The organism is Streptosporangium minutum, assembly GCF_002149035.1.
Classification (GTDB): domain Bacteria; phylum Actinomycetota; class Actinomycetes; order Streptosporangiales; family Streptosporangiaceae; genus Streptosporangium; species Streptosporangium minutum.
This window is the reverse complement of record NZ_NGFP01000022.1, coordinates 25,278-41,418: the sequence shown is the minus strand read 5'-3', so window position 1 is coordinate 41,418 and position 16,141 is coordinate 25,278. Positions and strand designations below refer to the sequence as shown.

14 protein-coding genes are annotated in these 16,141 nt (G+C 73.1%); 6 read left to right on the top strand and 8 right to left on the bottom strand.

The window, feature by feature from the left end:
* Nucleotides 1-38: 38 nt before the first annotated feature.
* A complete protein-coding gene (locus CA984_RS07515; protein WP_086569658.1) occupies nucleotides 39-839 on the bottom strand; it encodes an oxidoreductase in 801 nt (266 codons plus the stop codon).
* The gene (locus CA984_RS07510; RefSeq protein ID WP_086569656.1) at nucleotides 836-2,470 is read right to left on the bottom strand and encodes a nitrilase-related carbon-nitrogen hydrolase; all 1,635 of its coding nucleotides are present in this window, start codon (nucleotides 2,468-2,470) and stop codon (nucleotides 836-838) included. The genes CA984_RS07515 and CA984_RS07510 overlap by 4 nt, the downstream gene beginning before the upstream one ends.
* Before the next feature lie 83 nt (nucleotides 2,471-2,553).
* On the opposite strand from CA984_RS07510, the gene CA984_RS07505 reads away from it, so the two are divergent.
* A complete protein-coding gene (locus CA984_RS07505; protein ID WP_086569654.1) occupies nucleotides 2,554-2,835 on the top strand; it encodes a Dabb family protein in 282 nt (93 codons plus the stop codon).
* Nucleotides 2,832-3,419 carry a hypothetical protein gene (locus CA984_RS07500; protein ID WP_086569652.1) on the top strand — a complete coding sequence of 196 codons (588 nt, stop codon included), beginning with the start codon at nucleotides 2,832-2,834 and terminating at the stop codon, nucleotides 3,417-3,419. Before CA984_RS07505 ends, CA984_RS07500 begins: the two co-directional genes overlap by 4 nt.
* A gap of 54 nt (nucleotides 3,420-3,473) precedes the next feature.
* Here the strand turns inward: CA984_RS07500 and CA984_RS07495 are convergent, their stop codons facing one another.
* The 4 genes from CA984_RS07495 to CA984_RS07480 are packed head-to-tail and all read right to left on the bottom strand — an operon-like array spanning nucleotide 3,474 to nucleotide 8,928.
* A complete protein-coding gene (locus CA984_RS07495; RefSeq protein ID WP_086569650.1) occupies nucleotides 3,474-4,892 on the bottom strand; it encodes an aldehyde dehydrogenase family protein in 1,419 nt (472 codons plus the stop codon).
* A 46-nt stretch (nucleotides 4,893-4,938) separates the two neighbouring features.
* Complete coding sequence (locus CA984_RS07490) at nucleotides 4,939-6,177, bottom strand: FAD-dependent oxidoreductase (protein WP_086569647.1); 1,239 nt, start codon at nucleotides 6,175-6,177, stop codon at nucleotides 4,939-4,941.
* Between the two features lie 40 nt (nucleotides 6,178-6,217).
* Nucleotides 6,218-7,654: an aldehyde dehydrogenase family protein gene (locus tag CA984_RS07485; protein ID WP_086569645.1), complete on the bottom strand. Its 1,437-nt coding sequence runs from the start codon at nucleotides 7,652-7,654 to the stop codon at nucleotides 6,218-6,220.
* Entirely contained in the window at nucleotides 7,651-8,928 is a 1,278-nt protein-coding gene (locus tag CA984_RS07480) for an acyl-CoA dehydrogenase family protein (protein WP_086569643.1), read from the bottom strand. The genes CA984_RS07485 and CA984_RS07480 overlap by 4 nt, the downstream gene beginning before the upstream one ends.
* A gap of 245 nt (nucleotides 8,929-9,173) precedes the next feature.
* On the opposite strand from CA984_RS07480, the gene CA984_RS07475 reads away from it, so the two are divergent.
* A complete protein-coding gene (locus CA984_RS07475) occupies nucleotides 9,174-9,995 on the top strand; it encodes an IclR family transcriptional regulator (protein WP_086569641.1) in 822 nt (273 codons plus the stop codon).
* Nucleotides 9,996-10,053: 58 nt separating this feature from the next.
* On the opposite strand, the gene CA984_RS07470 is transcribed toward CA984_RS07475, so the two are convergent.
* Nucleotides 10,054-10,761, bottom strand: coding sequence for a hypothetical protein (locus CA984_RS07470; RefSeq protein WP_086569639.1), 708 nt, complete (start codon nucleotides 10,759-10,761; stop codon nucleotides 10,054-10,056).
* Nucleotides 10,762-10,927: 166 nt separating this feature from the next.
* Nucleotides 10,928-11,560, bottom strand: coding sequence for a thymidine kinase (locus CA984_RS07465; RefSeq protein ID WP_086569637.1), 633 nt, complete (start codon nucleotides 11,558-11,560; stop codon nucleotides 10,928-10,930).
* Between the two features lie 224 nt (nucleotides 11,561-11,784).
* Between CA984_RS07465 and CA984_RS07460 the strand changes: the two genes are divergently transcribed.
* The 3 genes from CA984_RS07460 (at nucleotide 11,785) to CA984_RS07450 (ending at nucleotide 16,141) form a co-directional block, all read left to right on the top strand.
* The gene (locus CA984_RS07460) at nucleotides 11,785-12,171 is read left to right on the top strand and encodes a hypothetical protein (RefSeq protein WP_148269736.1); all 387 of its coding nucleotides are present in this window, start codon (nucleotides 11,785-11,787) and stop codon (nucleotides 12,169-12,171) included.
* Nucleotides 12,172-12,249: 78 nt separating this feature from the next.
* Complete coding sequence (locus tag CA984_RS07455; RefSeq protein ID WP_086569633.1) at nucleotides 12,250-14,274, top strand: hydantoinase/oxoprolinase family protein; 2,025 nt, start codon at nucleotides 12,250-12,252, stop codon at nucleotides 14,272-14,274.
* Nucleotides 14,267-16,141, top strand: coding sequence for a hydantoinase B/oxoprolinase family protein (locus CA984_RS07450; RefSeq protein WP_086569630.1), 1,875 nt, complete (start codon nucleotides 14,267-14,269; stop codon nucleotides 16,139-16,141). Before CA984_RS07455 ends, CA984_RS07450 begins: the two co-directional genes overlap by 8 nt.

Here is a 16,141-nt window from a genome sequence, read left to right as displayed (position 1 = left end):
CATCAGTTGCGCCGGCGCCGCCCGTCGCGGCGAGCGGATCACGAGGGCCTCGGCAGCACGCGGTCGCCGCCCCACAGCGTGCGGACCAGCCGATCGGTCAGCTCATGGCCGAAGTAGCGCACGCCCATCACATTGGCCGGGTCGCGGTCGGCGATGTTCCTGCGGATCGCCAGGTCGGTCGCGGCCAGTGCCGCCCTGTCCGCCTCCGGCACGGGTTCCGCCTCGTCCACCCAGCGCAGCCAGCGGTCGACCCGCGCGTGGAGCAGCTCTCCGACCAGGTCGACGTTCCGCCGCGCGCGGGGGAAGGAGTAGCAGTAGGCGTTGGGCGACAGGCCGGCGCGGATGAACCCGGCCCGGCTGGTGAACCAGGTGAAGTCCGGGTTCTCCTCCCTGAACCGCAGCCAGTCCGCGTCGAGCGGCGCGTAGTGGCGGTCGTAGTGGTCACCGCGCTCGACCAGGTTCACCCGGGGGATGTAGTCCTGGTAGAACCATCCTTCCGGCCAGACCAGCAGCGCGATGCCCAGGTGCGGCACGTCGACCTGCGGGCCGAGCCAGACGGTGAGGTGCAGGTTGGCGAAGCTCGCGGCCGGGTCGCCCAGCCAGGAGTGGACCATCCAGTCGATCTCCGGGCCCGAGTAGGCCTCGATCCGGCCGCCCGGCCCGTCGGGGTAGGCGCCGTAGGCGTCGAGCGAGCTGGGATCGGCGGTCAGCTCGAACCGCGCGTCGATCTTGGTCTTGAGGGCGGCGAGCATGTCGCGGAACTGCTCGAACGTCTCGGTGACGTCGACCACCGGTGACCCGTCGAGCATCTGCTCGACGTGCTGGAGCGTTTCCTTCACCTGTCTCCTTCCAGGAGCGCGCCGACGAGCCGCCACGGTCTGCCGTCCACCAGGTCGGTGCCGCGTGAGACGTGCCGGTTGACGGCCTGCGCAGGGTGGATGTCGGCGCACACCACGCGGTCGTCGTTCTTGACCGGGGTGACGATCGGGTGGCTGATGCGGCCGGTGAACGGGCCTTCCCAGGCGGTCCAGAGCGTGAAGTCCCGCGGCGCGGCCAGGATGGCGCCGGCGAGGCCCTCCGGCCCGTCGTGTCCGGCGGCGACGACGTTGAGCCGGTTCTCCGCGGCCCGTTCCAGCAGGCCGGACCGGAGTTCCCAGGGTTCGGACGGGGTGAAGGGAGCCGCGACGACATCGGCGTCGGCCAGCGCCGCCAGCCTGAACGTTTCCGGAAATATCGTGTCATCGCCGATGATGATGGCCAGCCTTCCCCATGGCAGCGCGAAGACCTCCAGCCCGTCCCCGAACGCGGTGACCCGCCCCGCCTGCCGCGCGGACGGGTGGAGCTTGCGCTGCCGTCCCAGGACCCCCTCGGCCGAGACCAGCAGCCCGTCGTGGGCCCGGTCGCGGATCTCGCTGAGCACCACGTGCGCGGTGGTCCCGCGTACGGCCCGAGCCGCCTCCCCGGCCGTCACCCCGCACAGCTCGGGCAGCACGATCAGCTCCGCCCCGCTTCCGGCCGTCCGCCTGATGAGTTCCGTCGCGGCTCCGGGCCTCGCGCCCGGCCTGACCACGGCCACGGCCACGCTGCCCGCTCCGGCGGGAGCCGTACGGCCGCGGGGTTCGGCGGCGATCGGCCGGTAGAGGGCGGGACGGCGGGAGGCCAGCACGTCCGTGCCGTCGGGCCGGACCTTGTCGTCGGCCAGGGCCACGTCGACGTCGGCCACCACGACGGCCTCACCTGCCCGTGGCGCCCTGGCCACGACGGTGCCGTCGGGGGCGACGACCTGGCTCTCACCCGCGCCGTGCAGCCACTCGGGCGGGACGCCGAGCCCGGCGGCGACCGGCTCGATCCTGTCGGCGGGCAGCAGCGGCCCGACCTTGTTGGCGGCGATCACCCACACCCTGTTCTCCGCGGCGCGGACCGGGACATGCAGGCTCGCCTCGTCCACGGCGAAGGAGTTCAGGCTGTTGAGCAGGACCTGCGCGCCGCGCAGCGCCAGCCCGCGGGTGATCTCGCTGATCACGCCCTCCATGCAGGCGTACATGCCGAGCCGGCCGACCGCGGTCGCCACCACCGGGCCCACGGCCGTTCCCGGGTCCAGATGGTCGTTCTCCGCGCCCATCAGCACCTGCTTGTCGGCCTCGCCGAGCAGCGCGCCGTCCGGTCCGTACAGCAGGGAGGCGCCCGTGACGCGGCCGTCCTCGCGGGCCAGGGTGACGCCGAGCTTGACGTGCGCGCGGTGCCGGGCGGCTCGCCCGGCGACGGCGTTCAGGAATGGGTCTCCGTGGCGGCAGGCCAGGCGGCGCGCGTGCTCGCGGCTCTCGTACCAGGACAGGTGGTTGCAGAACTCGGGCAGCACGATCAGCTCGGCCCCCTGGCCGGCGGCGGAGTCGATCATCCGCAGGCAGGTCGCGAGATTGGCGGTCACATCGAGGCCGGTCGCGAACTGCACCGCGGCGACGCGCACCATGCACGCTCCTGTTACGTCTAGAGAAACAACGTTTCCAAGGATTAGGATCTCGCGAAACCGGAGCAAATGTCTAGGAGGCGATCGTGCTGAACCACGTCGTGCTGATGAAGTTCTCCGATCCCGAGGACGCCCCCACGGCCAGGGACCTGCTCGAAGGGCTGAAGGGCCGGATCGGGCAGATCCGGGAACTCACCGTCGGCCTGGACACCGTCGGGTCCGCGGTCTCCTACGACCTGTGCCTGGTCACGGTGCACGAGTCGGCCGACGACCTGCGCGGCTACCAGGACCATCCCGCCCACCTGGAGGTGGCGGACTGGATCCGTCCCCGGCTCGCCGCCAGAGCCGTCGTCGACCACGAGTCGTGATCTCGGCCCTGTACGGCGCGCTCGCCCTGGTCCAGGCGGCCCTGGCCGTACGGCTGGCGCGATCCGGCCTGTGGATCCCGGCCGCGGTCGCGGTGGGCGTCGCCTACGACTCGGCGGTCGTCGGAGCCGGGCGGCTGATCGGCGAGGGGCCGGGACTCGAGGCGCTCAGCACCGGCCGCTTCGCCGCCCACGCCGTCCTCACCCCGCTGCTCGTCGTCCACGCGGCCGTCCTCGTGCGCCGAGGGCTCGTCGCTCCGGCGTGGGGCCTGGCCGGCGCGCTGATCGTCTTCGACGCCGTGGGCCTCGCGGATCTGCGGCTGGAACCCCGGTGGTGGTCGGACACCCTGCGCCACGTCTCCGCGGATCCGTCGGGGCCGCCGATCGCGGCGCTGGTCACCACGGTGATCCTGCTGGCCGCGGGTGTCGCGCTGTGGGTACGGCGGCGCACGCCCTGGCTCTTCCTGGGCGCGGCCGTGCTCCTGGTGACCGCGGGCGCCGCCGTGGCGTCGCCCATCCTGGGCAACGCGGGCGAAGCCGTACTGATCGCGGCCATCGCGGCGACGGGCGGCCGCGACGGCGGATGAGGGCCAGGGCGGGGGCCGGACGGTCCCGGCGGCTCGCGGGGGCCCGTCGTGGACTCAGCCGGGATACGCGCCGGGGGCCATGCCGGGGCCGCCGGGGCGGAAGGCGGCCGGGAGGTGGACGGCCGCGGACTGGACGTACTCCAGCAGGCCCTCCCTCCCGTACTCGCGGCCGTAGCCGCTCCGCTTGACCCCGCCGAAGGGGGCCCGCAGGGACATGCCGGTGCGGTTGTGGGTGTTGACGAAGACGAATCCGGCGCCGAGTCGTCCCGCCAGCGCGAAGGCCCGCTCCTCGTCGGCGGACCAGACGGAGGCGGCCAGGCCGAGCTCACCCGCGTCGGCGCGGACCAGGACCTCTTCCTCGGTGTCATAGGTGAGCAGGGGCACCGCGGGGCCGAACTGCTCCTGCGCCACCAGCGGGGCGTGGTCGTCCAGGCCGGTGACCAGGTACGGGGTCACGAAGTACCCCGACGCCGGGTCATGCCCGGGAGCGCTCCTCCCCAGCGGCGTCGCCGTGCCGCCCGCCGCACCCGCCACGAGCGCGCCGATCCGGGCGGCGGCGGCGGCCGAGATGACCGGGCCCATGGTGACCTCCGGGTCGAGGGGGTCGCCGACGACGAGGACGCGTTCCGCCGCCGCGAGGTACGCCTCGGTGAACTCGGCGGTCCGCGCCCGCGGCACGTACAGCCGCTTGGCCGCCATGCAGACCTGCCCGGCGGTGGCGAACGACGCCATGACCAGGCGTTCGTAGTCGGCGTCCGACAGCGCGAAGTCCGGCAGGAACACGGCGGGGTCGTTGCCGCCCAGCTCCAGCACCGCCGGGGTGACCATCGCCCCGGCCGTCGCGGCGATCTCCCGCCCCGCCGCGTCGCCGCCGGTGAAGGCCACCTTGCGGACGAGCGGATGACCGGCCAGCGCCCGGCCGGTCTCCGCGCCGCCGTGGATCACCTGTACGGCGGGCAGCGCGGCCGCCACCTCGGTGATCGTCAGCGGCGCCAGGGGCGAGGGCTTGAGCACGACCGTGTTGCCCGCCGCCAGCGCGGGCCCGAGCTTGAGCATCGCCAGGATGACCGGGGCGTTCCACGGCGTGACGCACCCCACCACCCCGTACGGCTTGCGCCGCACCACCAGCCGGCCGGCGTCGTCGTCGATCTCCGTGGCGGCCAGCACCGCCGGCGCCTCGTCGCAGACCCAGCGCAGGAACGCGACCGCGAAGCCGATCTCGCCGCGCGAGTCGGCCAGCGGCTTGCCCGACTCGCGGGCCAGCAGCGGCGCCAGTTCCTCCAGCCGGGCGGCCACGGTGTCGGCGCCGTGCCGGAGAGCGGCGACGCGTTCCGCGACCGGGAGCACCGACCAGCCGCGGAACGCGTCGTCCGCCCGGCGCACCGCCGCGTCCACCGCCGCCGGGTCCGTGACGGGCACGCTCCCGACGATCTCGGCGACGCGCGCCGGGTTCTCCCGGGTGATCAGGTCCATGGGGCCCTCCGGTGTTCTCGCGGGACCCGCCGCCCCTCCCCGGCGGTCACGGGGGCTCGCGCAGAGACGAGATCAGGCAGGTGCGCAGCAGGTGAGCGCGGGTGGCCGCCGGATCGGCGGCCAGGGCGCGCAACTCCTCGTGATGGGCCGCGGGGTCGGCAGCCCTCAGCCGCTCCCAGTTCCCGTGACTGATCGGCCGCACATGCGTCAGCGCGACCTCCCGCCGCCGCGCGGCGACCTCGTCGACCGTCCGGTCCGGGAGCGCGGGTTCTTCCCGGCGTGAGGTCCGGTCCTCCCGGCGCCGGTGCGGCGCGGCGGGACGCGGAGCCTCCCGGCCCTGCCGCGCCGCGGGCGGGAGGCCGCTCAGCAGGGCGGTGGCCAGAAGGACCGCGTCGTGGATGCCGCTGTTCATGCCCAGCCCGCCGAGCGGGTTGTTGACGTGGGCGGCGTCTCCGGCGAGCAGCGTCCGGCCCTGCCGGAAACGGGCGCCGACCCGTTGGTGCACCCGGTAGAGGGACGCGTGGGCGATCTCCCAGTCGCGGCCGGGGTCGGCCACCGAGCGCAGCCGGGCGGGCAGGCGGGCCAGTTCCGCCTCGTCGGGCGTGCCGGGGGGAGTGGGCAGCAGCACCCGCCAGTGGTCCGGGGTGCGGAGCAGCACCAGCCACTCCTCCGGGTCGAAGACGTAGTTGATCGGTTCGATGTCCGGCAGCAGGTCTCCCACGTCCTCCTCCGTGGAGGCGACGAGGAAGCGTTCGGGGTAGGTGACGCCCTCGAACGGGATGCCCAGTGCCCGCCGTACCGCCGAGTGGGCGCCGTCGGCGCCGATCAGCCAGTCACCGGTGAACGTGTCGCCTCCGGCGGTGGTCGCGACCACTCCGCCCGGGTGGGACCGTACGGACCGCACCTCCTGTCCGAAGGCCGCCTCCCCGCCGTGCCGCCGCAGGTGGTCCAGCAGGATCGGGGTGAGTTTGCTCTGCTCGCACTGCACCCGGAACGGGTAGGGGGTCTCACCGGCGAGCGCGCCCATGTCGAGGGTGGCGATCGGCCCGCCGGACCGGTCGCGGTACTGGAAGGTGCGGACGACCAGGCCGCGGGCCATGAGCTCGTCCAGCACCGCCAGCCCGGCGAGCATCTCCAGCGTGGGCGGGTGGAAGGTGGAGGCGCGCGACTCGACGGCCAGCGCGGGGCCCGCCTCCAGCACGGTGACCGGCACACCGCCCCGGGCCAGCGTGAGCGCCGCGGTCAACCCCACCGGCCCGGCCCCGGCCACCAGGACGCGCCTCACCGCCGGCCGCCTTCGGTGGCGAGGCGGACGGGTGGGCGCCTCACCGCTCTCTCCCGTGCAGGGAGAAGCCGCCCTCGACGCCGACGACCCGGGCGTTGGTGAAGAACCGGAGCGTCTCGCGGGTGCCCTCCTCGCCCAGGCCGGACAGGCCCCAGGCCGGGCGCGGGGTGAACAGGTGCAGGCTCATGACGCTGGAGCCGTTGACCTTCACCTCGCCCGCCCGCACCCGCCGCGCGACCGCGAGCGCCCGCTCCTCGTCCGCGCCCACGACGTAGCCCTCCAGCCCGTACGGCGTGGCGTTGGCCAGCGTCACCGCCTCCTCGACGGTGTCGTACGGGACGACCGCCGCGACCGGCCCGAAGATCTCCTCGGCGAGGTCGGTCCCGGTGATCAGCGTGGGCGCCAGGAAGTTGCCGGTCTCCGGCATGACGCCGTACGGCACGGCCCGGCCGCCCGCGGCGGCGACCGCCCCCCTCACCCGCCGCGCGTGCGTGGAGTGGACCAGCGGGCCGAAGTCCGTGCCCTCCCGCAGCGGGTCCCCGGCGCGCAGCGCGGTCAGGCGCTCGCCGGTGGCCGCGACGAGCTCGTCGAGCCGGTCGCGGGGCACGAGGAGACGGCCCAGCGCCCGGCACCACTGGCCGTTGAGCGTGGTGAGCAGGTCCGCGGCGGCCCGCGAGGCGACCTCGACGGGGGCGTCGGGCAGGACCACCAGGGGGTTGTTGCCGCCGAGCTCCAGCTGCGCGGGGCGGAAGCCGGTGACGCACGCGGCGGCGACCGCCCGGCCCGCCACCGGGCCGCCGGTGAACGAGACCGCGCGGACGCGGGGGTCGCCGACCAGGTGGGCGCCCGTCCGGGGGCCGCCCTGCACGAACTGGAACACGCCGGGCGGCAGCACCTCGTGCAGGACCTCGGCCAGCACCTGCGAGCCGTAGGGCGCGTACTCGCTCACCTTGAGGATCACCGGGCATCCGGCGGCGAGCGCGCTGGCGGTCTTGTGCGCGGCCATCGGGGCGGGGGCGTTCCACGGCACCAGGCACAGGGCCGGGCCCCGGGGGAGCCGGTGCACCTCGACGGCGCGGCCGTCCTCGCGGATCTCCGTCGTGCGCAGCCCGCCCTCGCGAAGCTGCGCGGAGGCCAGCCGGAACGACCCGCCGACGATCGATCCCAGCGGGGTGGTCTGCCGGATCGGCACCCCGGTGGCGAAGGACTCCAGCGCGACGATCTCCGGGATCCGCCTGTCGAGCTCACCGGCCACGGCGTCGAGCAGGTCGGCGCGGCGTTCCGGTGCGGTCGCCGCCCACGGGGCCGCCACCCGCTCCGCCGCGGCGAGGGCCGCGGCGACCCGTCCGGGTGACGTCCCGCGTGCCCGGACGGCCGCCTCGCCGGTCGCGGGATCCTCCAGGTCGAAGCCGAGGTCCTCGGAGCAGGCGGCCCACGCGCCGTCGACCAGGTCCCGGGACCCGGGGACGTCGATCACGGATTCACCGCGGTCGTGAACAGCTCGTTCTCCTTGGCCTCCGTCACCATCTGGGCGGCCTCCAGCCTGCCGCGTTCGGCGGGGAAGGTCATCACCAGGCCCATCGCCAGGTCGCGGAGGGCGCGGCCGACGACGCCGCCCATCATGGCGCCGGAGGTGCCCGAGGCCTTGAACGCGCCGAGGGCGACCTGGAAGCAGGCTTCGGTGACCGAGCCCTTGCCCATCCGCCACTGCCGGTACACCTCGGGTTTGGGGCGGAGGGGCGGTTCGGAGGTCTCCAGCCGCAGCTGCCGGCGCAGCCACAGGTAGGCGGTCTCCAGCTGCACGGTCATGTCGCCGAAGAGCACCTGGTACATCGGGCCGGAGGCGATCGGCCGGCCGGTGTCGGCGAACGTCTTCCTGGTGAGCTCCTCGACGACGGCGTCGTAGACGTTCTGCGCGCAGCCGGTGTAGACGGCCGCGATGGCGAGCTGGTTGCCGACGAAGCTGCCCCGGCTCATCCGCAGCATGCGGGTGAACGCGCCGGGTATGGTCAGCGCCTCGTCGCCGGGGACGAACACCCCGTCGAGCCGGATGCCGTTGTTGGCCGTCGCCCGCATGCCGAGCCCGTCCCACGGGGCCCGGACGGAGACGCCGGGGGCCTCGCGCGGGACGAAGAACGTGGCCAGACCCTCGGCGGTGTCGTGGCCCTCCAGTTTGGCGGTGGTCAGGTAGTGGTCGGCGACGCCGGTGGCGCAGCCGAACGACTTCTCGCCGTCCAGGATCCAGCCGCCGCCGGTACGGCGGGCGGTGGTGGCGATGGTGATGTTGGCGTTCGAGCTCTTGACCGACTCGGAGGCGAAGTTGGCCAGCCACGTGCCGGAGGCCATCCGGGTCAGCACCTTCTCGGCGAAGGCCCGCACGACCGGGACCTCCTCGCCGGTGAACAGGCCCGCGTCGATCGCCTCCAGCGGGAGCAGCCCCCGGGAGGCGCTGGTGTTGTGGAAGAAGTAGGCGAGCGCCGTGGACGGGCAGGCGGTGCCCATCGCGAACGTGGCGGCGGCCAGGTCGCGCAGCGTGCCGCCGAGCCCCCCGTACCTCTCGGGCACCACCAGGCCGAGCAGCCCGGCCTCGCGCAGCAGCGCGACGTGCTCGACCGGGAAGCGGGCCTCCTCGTCGGCCTTGGCGGCGGCGGCGCGCAGTGCGGGCAGCACGGTCTCGACCCGGGCGGCACGGTCGCGCTCGGCATCGGTCATGTCGTCGACGAGACGCTCGCCCGTCAGCTTGTCGGTCATGCGGTGCCCCTCCGGCAGAAGGATGCGGGTCGTGGCCGGCCTCGCCGCCGGCCCGTCGGGCCGTGACCGCGCGGAAGGAGTCGCCGTCGGTCGCAACGGCCCCGCTGTTTCATTGGTGGAAACACTGTCACGCTGAAGGTAACGATGCGCGATGGTGGTGTCAACGTGACGGCGTTTCCCTTGGGGAAATGCTTCGCCGTAGAGTGGGTCCCTGCCGAGAAGTCTTCAGCGAACGAGGGGGACAGGTGCCAGCCCAGGCCAAGACCAGTGCACGGGTGGTGGACGCCGCGGACGAGGGCGACGGCCAGAGCCGGTCCATCGCGGCCGTGGAGCGCGCCATGGACGTGCTCCTGCTCTTCGGCCGCAGCGCCCGTCCGGATCTGGGGGTGACTGAGATCGCCACCGAGCTCGGGCTCACCAAGGCGGCCGTGCACCGCATCCTGACCGCGCTGCGCAGCCGCGAGCTCATCGCGGCCGACCCCGTCACCAGGCGCTACTCCCTGGGGCACGCCGCGATCTCGCTCGGCCGCGCCTACATGGCCCGCACCGACCTGCGCGCCATGGCGGGACCGGAGCTGCGCCGCCTGGCCGCCCACGCCGGGGAGACCGCGACCCTGTCCGTACGGCGCGGCGACACCCGCCTGTACGTGGAGCAGGTCGTCCCCGAGCAGGAGCTGAGGATGGAGGTCTCGCTCGGCATCCCCTACCCGCTGCACGCGGGCAGCTCCTCCAAGGTGATCCTGGCGTTCCTGCGGGAGGAGGAGATCGAGGGCTACCTGACCCGCCACAGGCTGGAGGCGCTCACCGCCAGGACCATCACCGACCAGGCGAAGCTCCGGGCCGAGCTGGCCGCGATCCGCCGCCGGGGGTACGCGACCTCCCTGGGCGAGCGCCAGGAGGGCGCCGCGTCGATCGCGGCGCCCGTGTTCGACCACGACGGCGGCCTGATCGCGGCGATCAGCGTCTCCGGGCCGAGCACCCGCTTCAAGTCGCACATGCAGCAGTCGGCGTCCCTGCTCGTCGAGGCGGCCGACCGCCTGTCAGCCCAGCTCGGCTACCACCGCTAGCCCACCGCCGGCCCGCCGGGGTCCGCCCGGCGCCGGTGGGCGGTGGCCCCCGGCCCCGTCAGAGGACCGCCCCCGGCTTGAGCACGCCCAGCACGGCCGCCGTGAGCACGCTGCCCCAGATCACCCACACGTAGGGCAGGCAGCCGTCGACCGAGCCCCGCAGCGTCCGTTCCACCTCCGGGGTCGATCCTGACGCGGCGAGAGCTCCGAAGGCGGGGCCGAAGGGACGCAGCGTGAGCCGGATGCCCAGCCCGGCCGCGATGGCCAGGGCGTAGAGCGCCAGCTTGGCCCCCAGCCAGCGGGGGTTGGTGTCCACCCCGAAAGGCCGGGAGGCGAGCAGCGTGTAACCCGCCGCCACGGCGATCACCGTGATCAGCGCGATCCTGATCGTCCAGTCGGCCCGCCGTGCCAGGGGAAACCTGCCGTGGGTGCGGTGGTCGGCCACGGTCAGCGCCAGCCAGGTCAGGGCGAGGGCCCAGACCGCCGCCACCGGCCACGGTGAGAGGAGCCGCGCGCCGAGGAGCTCGGCCCCGTGGGGTTCCAGTGCCATCAGCGTGACCCCGCTGGGCAGGAACAGCACCAGGCAGATCTTCGGCCCCAGATCCAGCCCACTCATGATCTTCAGTGCGGTGGAGCGGGCCTCGGGGGACAGCGCCGGTCGCAGCACGTACCTGCTGGAGTAGAAGACGCCCAGGTCTCCGCCCAGCCAGAAGACGAAGAGTAGGAGGTGGAGCACGATCCACCAGCCGTGAGGATGAGGTCCCACGCGCTTTCTCCGAAGGCTCGGGGATATTGGAAACGAAGTTACATCCTCCGAAACGTATGACGGAAGGGCGGACCGCCCGGACCGGTCGGGGCAGTCGGGGCGGCGGGCGCCGGAGGCCGCCGCCCGCCGAGCCGTTCAGGGCTCCCGCCGGGGAACGGGCGAGGGGTCAGCCGGTCAGGCCGAGGTCGCCGGCGCGGTGGTGGCGGCGGCACAGCACCTGGTAGCGGACCGGGGCGTCGCCGGTGTCGCCGATCATCACCTGCTCGCCGGTGCGCACCAGCCTGTCGCCGACCACGCGGGCGTTCAACCGGCCGGGGCGGCCGCACCAGCACAGCACCTCCACCTGGAGGCGGCTGATCTCATCGGCCAGCTCGAACAGGCGCTGGGCGGCGGGGAACATCTGTGACCGGAAGTCCGAGGCCAGGCCGAAGGCGTAGACGTCGACGCCGAAGTGGTCGGTGAGGTCGGCGAGCTGCTCGATCTGGGCGACGGTGTAGAAGCACGCCTCGTCGCAGATCACGTAGTCGATGCGCTCGTGCTCGCGGACCAGGGCCACCAGGTCGAGGTCGTCGACGACCTCGATCGCCTCGCTGCCCAGTCCTATCCGGCTGGTGACCTGGGGGCCGCCGGAGCGGTCGTGCTTGGTCAGCACCAGGCCACGCCTGCCCTGGCGGCGGTGGTTGTAGTTCATCTGCAGGGCCAGCGTGGACTTGCCGCAGTCCATCGGGCCGAAGTAGAAGCGGAGCACCCCGTCACGGGACCCGACGGGGACGGCGGAGAGCGCGGACAGTTCGGTCACGGGGGGTCAGCCTAGTGGGTCGGCTGTGAGTGTTTGGGCAGGCGGTGTCCTGGTAGAGGATGGTGCCCCCCGCGTGACATAGCCTGACTTGGCTTGATTGTGAAAAGCGTGGGAGATTCGTGATGGCCTATCGGAAAGAGGGAGAGTCTATGACGACTACCAAAACCCCTGCTCCAAACTCTGCCCCACCCCTCAACAAGATCCCCGCGGCTACGTCCCCGGCCATGCCGTCCGCKGCCGAGACGGCCGAGATGCCCGTCGCGCTCGCGGCGATGATGAGCGAGGACGAGGCCGTCGCCGCCCAGGCGGAGGCGGCCCGCTGGCGCTACGGGTTCTACGTCGTCGTCACGGGCCTGCTGGTCCTCCTGATCGCCTTCGTGGTGATCGCCCTGCGCAACGGCGAGTCCGCGGCCCCCTTCGCCGGCCTGGTCGGCGTCTCGGGCGCGATCATCGGCGCCTACTTCGGCGTGCAGGTCGGCCAGTCGGGCAAGGACCGGGTCGAGGCCGAGCTGCGCCGTACGAACGAGATGGCCATCCGGCTCGCCGCGAAGGTCCACGCGCACGACGCCGACGCGGTGATCGGCTCCACCATGGGTCCCCGCCGCCGCTAACAGTGCCCAAGGACGCGGCCCAGCTTCGGCAGGGTCCGCCGATTTGCCGGCTCCGCAGGACTGGGTAGACACGGGGGCATGCGTAGCGTCCGTATAGGCGTCGACACCGGGGGCACGTTCACCGACGTGGTCGCGGTGGACGAACAGACCGGTGAGATCACCACTACCAAGACTCCCTCCACACCCGCCGACCCCGCTGACGGGTTCATGGAGGGAGTGCGGAAGGTCCTGCGGAAGGCGGGCGTGGAGACTGTGTCGACGGTCGTGCACGGCACCACCGTCGCCACCAACCAGCTCCTCGAGGACCGCATCGCCGACCTGGGCTTCGTCACCACCGAGGGCTTCGAGTTCATCCTGGAGATCGCCAGGCAGAGCGTCCCCGACGGCTACGGCAACTCCTACTTCTGGGTGAAGCCGCCCCGGATCGTCCCCGTGCACCGGGTCAGGACCGTCGGCGGGCGCCTCGACCACACCGGGGCCGAGGTCCGGCCGTTCGACGAGGCCCAGGCCACGGCGGCGGCCCGGTGGTTCCGGGAGCGGGGGATCACCGCGATCGGCGTGTGCTTCCTGCACTCCTACGCCAACCCCGGGCACGAGCTCCGCATGCGCGAGGTCATCGAACGGGAGCACCCCGAGGCGGTCGTCTCGATCTCCAGTGACGTGCTGCGCGAATACCGCGAGTACGAGCGGTCGGTGACGACCCTCGTGGACGCCGCCGTCAAGCCGACCATGCGCCGCTACATCGCCAGCCTCGCCGACCGTCTCGGCATGCCGTTCTCGGTGATGAAGAGCAACGGCGGGGTGCTGTCCGCCGCGGAGGTCGTGCACCAGCCGATCACGACCGTGCTCTCCGGACCGGCGGCGGGCGCGCTCGGCGCCGCGCTGATCGCCTCCACCGCCGGGCACCCGTCGGTCATCACGCTGGACGGCGGCGGCACCTCGACCGACGTCGCGGTGGTGGTCGACGGGGAGCCGTCACTGACCACCGAGGGCAGCATCGGCCGCTACCCATGCAAGATCCCGATGATCGAAATCGTGACCGTGGGCGCGGGCGGCGGGTCCGTCGCGTGGATCTCGCCGGAGGGCACGCTGAAGGTCGGCCCCAGGTCGGCCGGGGCGGACCCCGGCCCGCTCTGCTACGGCCGCGGCGGCACCGAGGTCACCGTCACCGACGCGCACGTCTTCCTCGGGCGGGTCCCCCCGCACCTGCTCGGCGGGGAGATCCCGCTCGACGCGGACGCCGCCAGGCAGGGGATCGAGGCGCTGGCGGGGAAGGTCGGGCTGAGCCCCGAGCGGACCGCGGCCGGCATCCTGGAGATCAGCGCGTTCAACCAGTCCAACGCGATCCGCCAGATCACGGTGAAGCGAGGTCTGGACGTGCGCGACTTCCCGATGGTCGCCTTCGGCGGCTCGGGACCGCTGCTGGTCTGCCGGCTGATCGACATCCTCGGCCTGCCATCGGTGATCGTCCCGCCCGACCCGGGGAACGTCTCGGCGTTCGGCCTGCTCACCGTGGACGTCAAGAACGACTACGTGCGCACCTTCGTCACCCGCGAGCTCGCCCTCGACGCCGCCGCGGAGATCTTCGGCGACCTGGAGGCCCAGGCGGCCGAGGCCCTCGGCCGCGAGGGCTTCCCCGCCGACCGGCACGTCTACGCCCGCAGCGCCGACCTGCGCTACTACGGCCAGGCCTACGAGGTGCGGGTACCCGCCCCGGCCGGGCCGCTGGACGAGGCCTGGCGCGCCGAGGTGCTCGACCGCTTCCACGAGGCGCACCAGAAGCTCTACGGCTACGGCTACCGCGACGACCCCCGGCACGGCGTCGAATGGGTCAACCTCCGCGTCTCCGGCATCGGCCCCATCACCCGCCCGGCCATCGGGCGCAGGCCGTACGGCACGGCCGGAGGCGGGCCGGCGGCGGCCCGCGAGGTCTTCTACGACGAGTGGGGCCCGGCGCCGATCCACCGCCGCGCCGACCTGACCGCCGGATCAGCGGTCTCCGGCCCGGCCGTCATCGAGGAGTACGGCTCCACGCTGCCGCTCCACCCCGGCTTCACGGCCACCGTGGACGAGTTCGGGAACCTGGAGGTGCGCCGTGGCTGAGCGGGCACAGAGGAAGGACGGTGAGCGGCCGGTGAACGGCGCGGACCCGGTGCTGGTGGAGATCGTGGAGGGCACGCTCGCGTCGGTGGAGAAGGAGGTCGAGACCGCCATCGCGCGCACGGCCCGCTCGCCGATGATCCGCGACGCGCACGACTTCCGGGCGGGCATCCACGACGTACGGCTGCGCAAGCTGACCGGCAGGTCCTACTCGGCGCTGGTCCAGCCCGTCGTCAGGGACTTCCCCGTGGCCGGGATGAACCCCGGCGACGTGTTCTTCCACAACGACGTCTACCTGTCCGAGGGCGGCATCGGGCACCTGCCCGACCTGTGCGTGACGGTCCCGGTCTTCCACGACGGCGCCGTGGTCGCCTTCGTGCAGGCGTTCGGGCATCACGACGACATCGGCGGAGCGGTCCCCGGGTCGATGCCCTCCCACGCGCGGAGCGTGTTCGAGGAGGGCCTGATGGTCCCGCCGATCAAGCTCTGGGACCGGGGCGTGCCCAACCGGGCGGCGCTCACGATCATGACGCGGAACTCGCGGATGCCCGACTCGCTCGCCGGAGACCTGGACGCCGAGTGCTCGGCCTGCCTGATGGGCGCGCGGCGGCTGGGGGAGCTGTTCGACCGCTACGGGCGCGAGGCGGTCGAGGACTGCTTCGACGCGATCATCTCCAAGACCACGGAGACGTTCCGCAGGGAGCTGCTGGCCAGGATCCCCGAGGGCACGCACGTGTGGGAGGACTACGCCGAGCACGACGGCGTGGACGAGCCCCGCCTGCACACCCAGCGGATGACCCTCACCGTGGACCATTCGGCGCAGGTGCCGCTGGTCATCGACTTCACAGGCACGTCCCCGCAGGCCAAGGGGCCGATCAACCACGCGGGCGACTACGCGGACGGGGTGTTCCTGAAGAAGTGGCTCGCGCCGATCCTGCGCAACCTGGCCGAGACGCCGGAGCGGATGGCGGAGCTGGACGTCAACGAGGGCGTCGTCCCGCTGATCGAGATGAGGTTCCCGGAGAAGGGGACGCTGCTCACGCCGATCTTCCCGGCCCCCACGAACGCCCGGACGTTCGTGATCCTGCGACTGCTGGGCGTCCTGGCGGGGGTGCTGGCCAAGGCGACCGGCGGCAGGATGCCCGCCGACCAGGAGACCATCCGCTACACCGGCGTCTACGGCGACGACGCCGGCGGCACACCGTACCTGATGCGGGAGGTCCTGGGCGGGGGTTCCGGCGGCCGGTGGTACGCCGACGGCGAGGACACCATCCACGTCGTCCCCGACTCGCGCAACATCCCGGTCGAGTTCGCCGAGTCCCGCTGGCCGTTCCGGGTCGAACGGCTCGGCCTGGCCCAGGACTCCGGCGGTCCCGGCCTCTACCGCGGCGGTCTCGGATACGACAAGCATCTGCGGATGCTGCGCGACGCCTCGTTCATGTCCATCGCCGACCGCTCGATCCTGTCCTGCTGGGGTGTGAACGGCGGCAGGGCCGGGCGGCCCTTCGTCGTGGAGATCGAAGGCCGGGAGATGGAGGGCCTGGTGGACGACTCGCCGGTCCGCGCGGGCGAGGTCATCCGGGTGCGCACCACCGGAGGCGGCGGCTGGGGCTCGCCGCTGGAGCGCGACCCCGCGCTGGTGGCCGCGGACGTCCGGGACGGCAAGGTCTCGGCCGAGGGAGCCCGTGACGACTACGGCGTCGTCCTGCACGGCTCCCGCGACGACCTCCGGGTCGACGCCGAGGCCACCGCGCTGCGCCGTGCGGAGCTGCGGGCACTCCTGCCGGCCCGCGCGCCCTTCTTCGACCGGGGCCCCGGTTTCCCGTCACTGTCGGGCGGCCTGCCGTACTCCGAGGTGGATTTCGTGTAA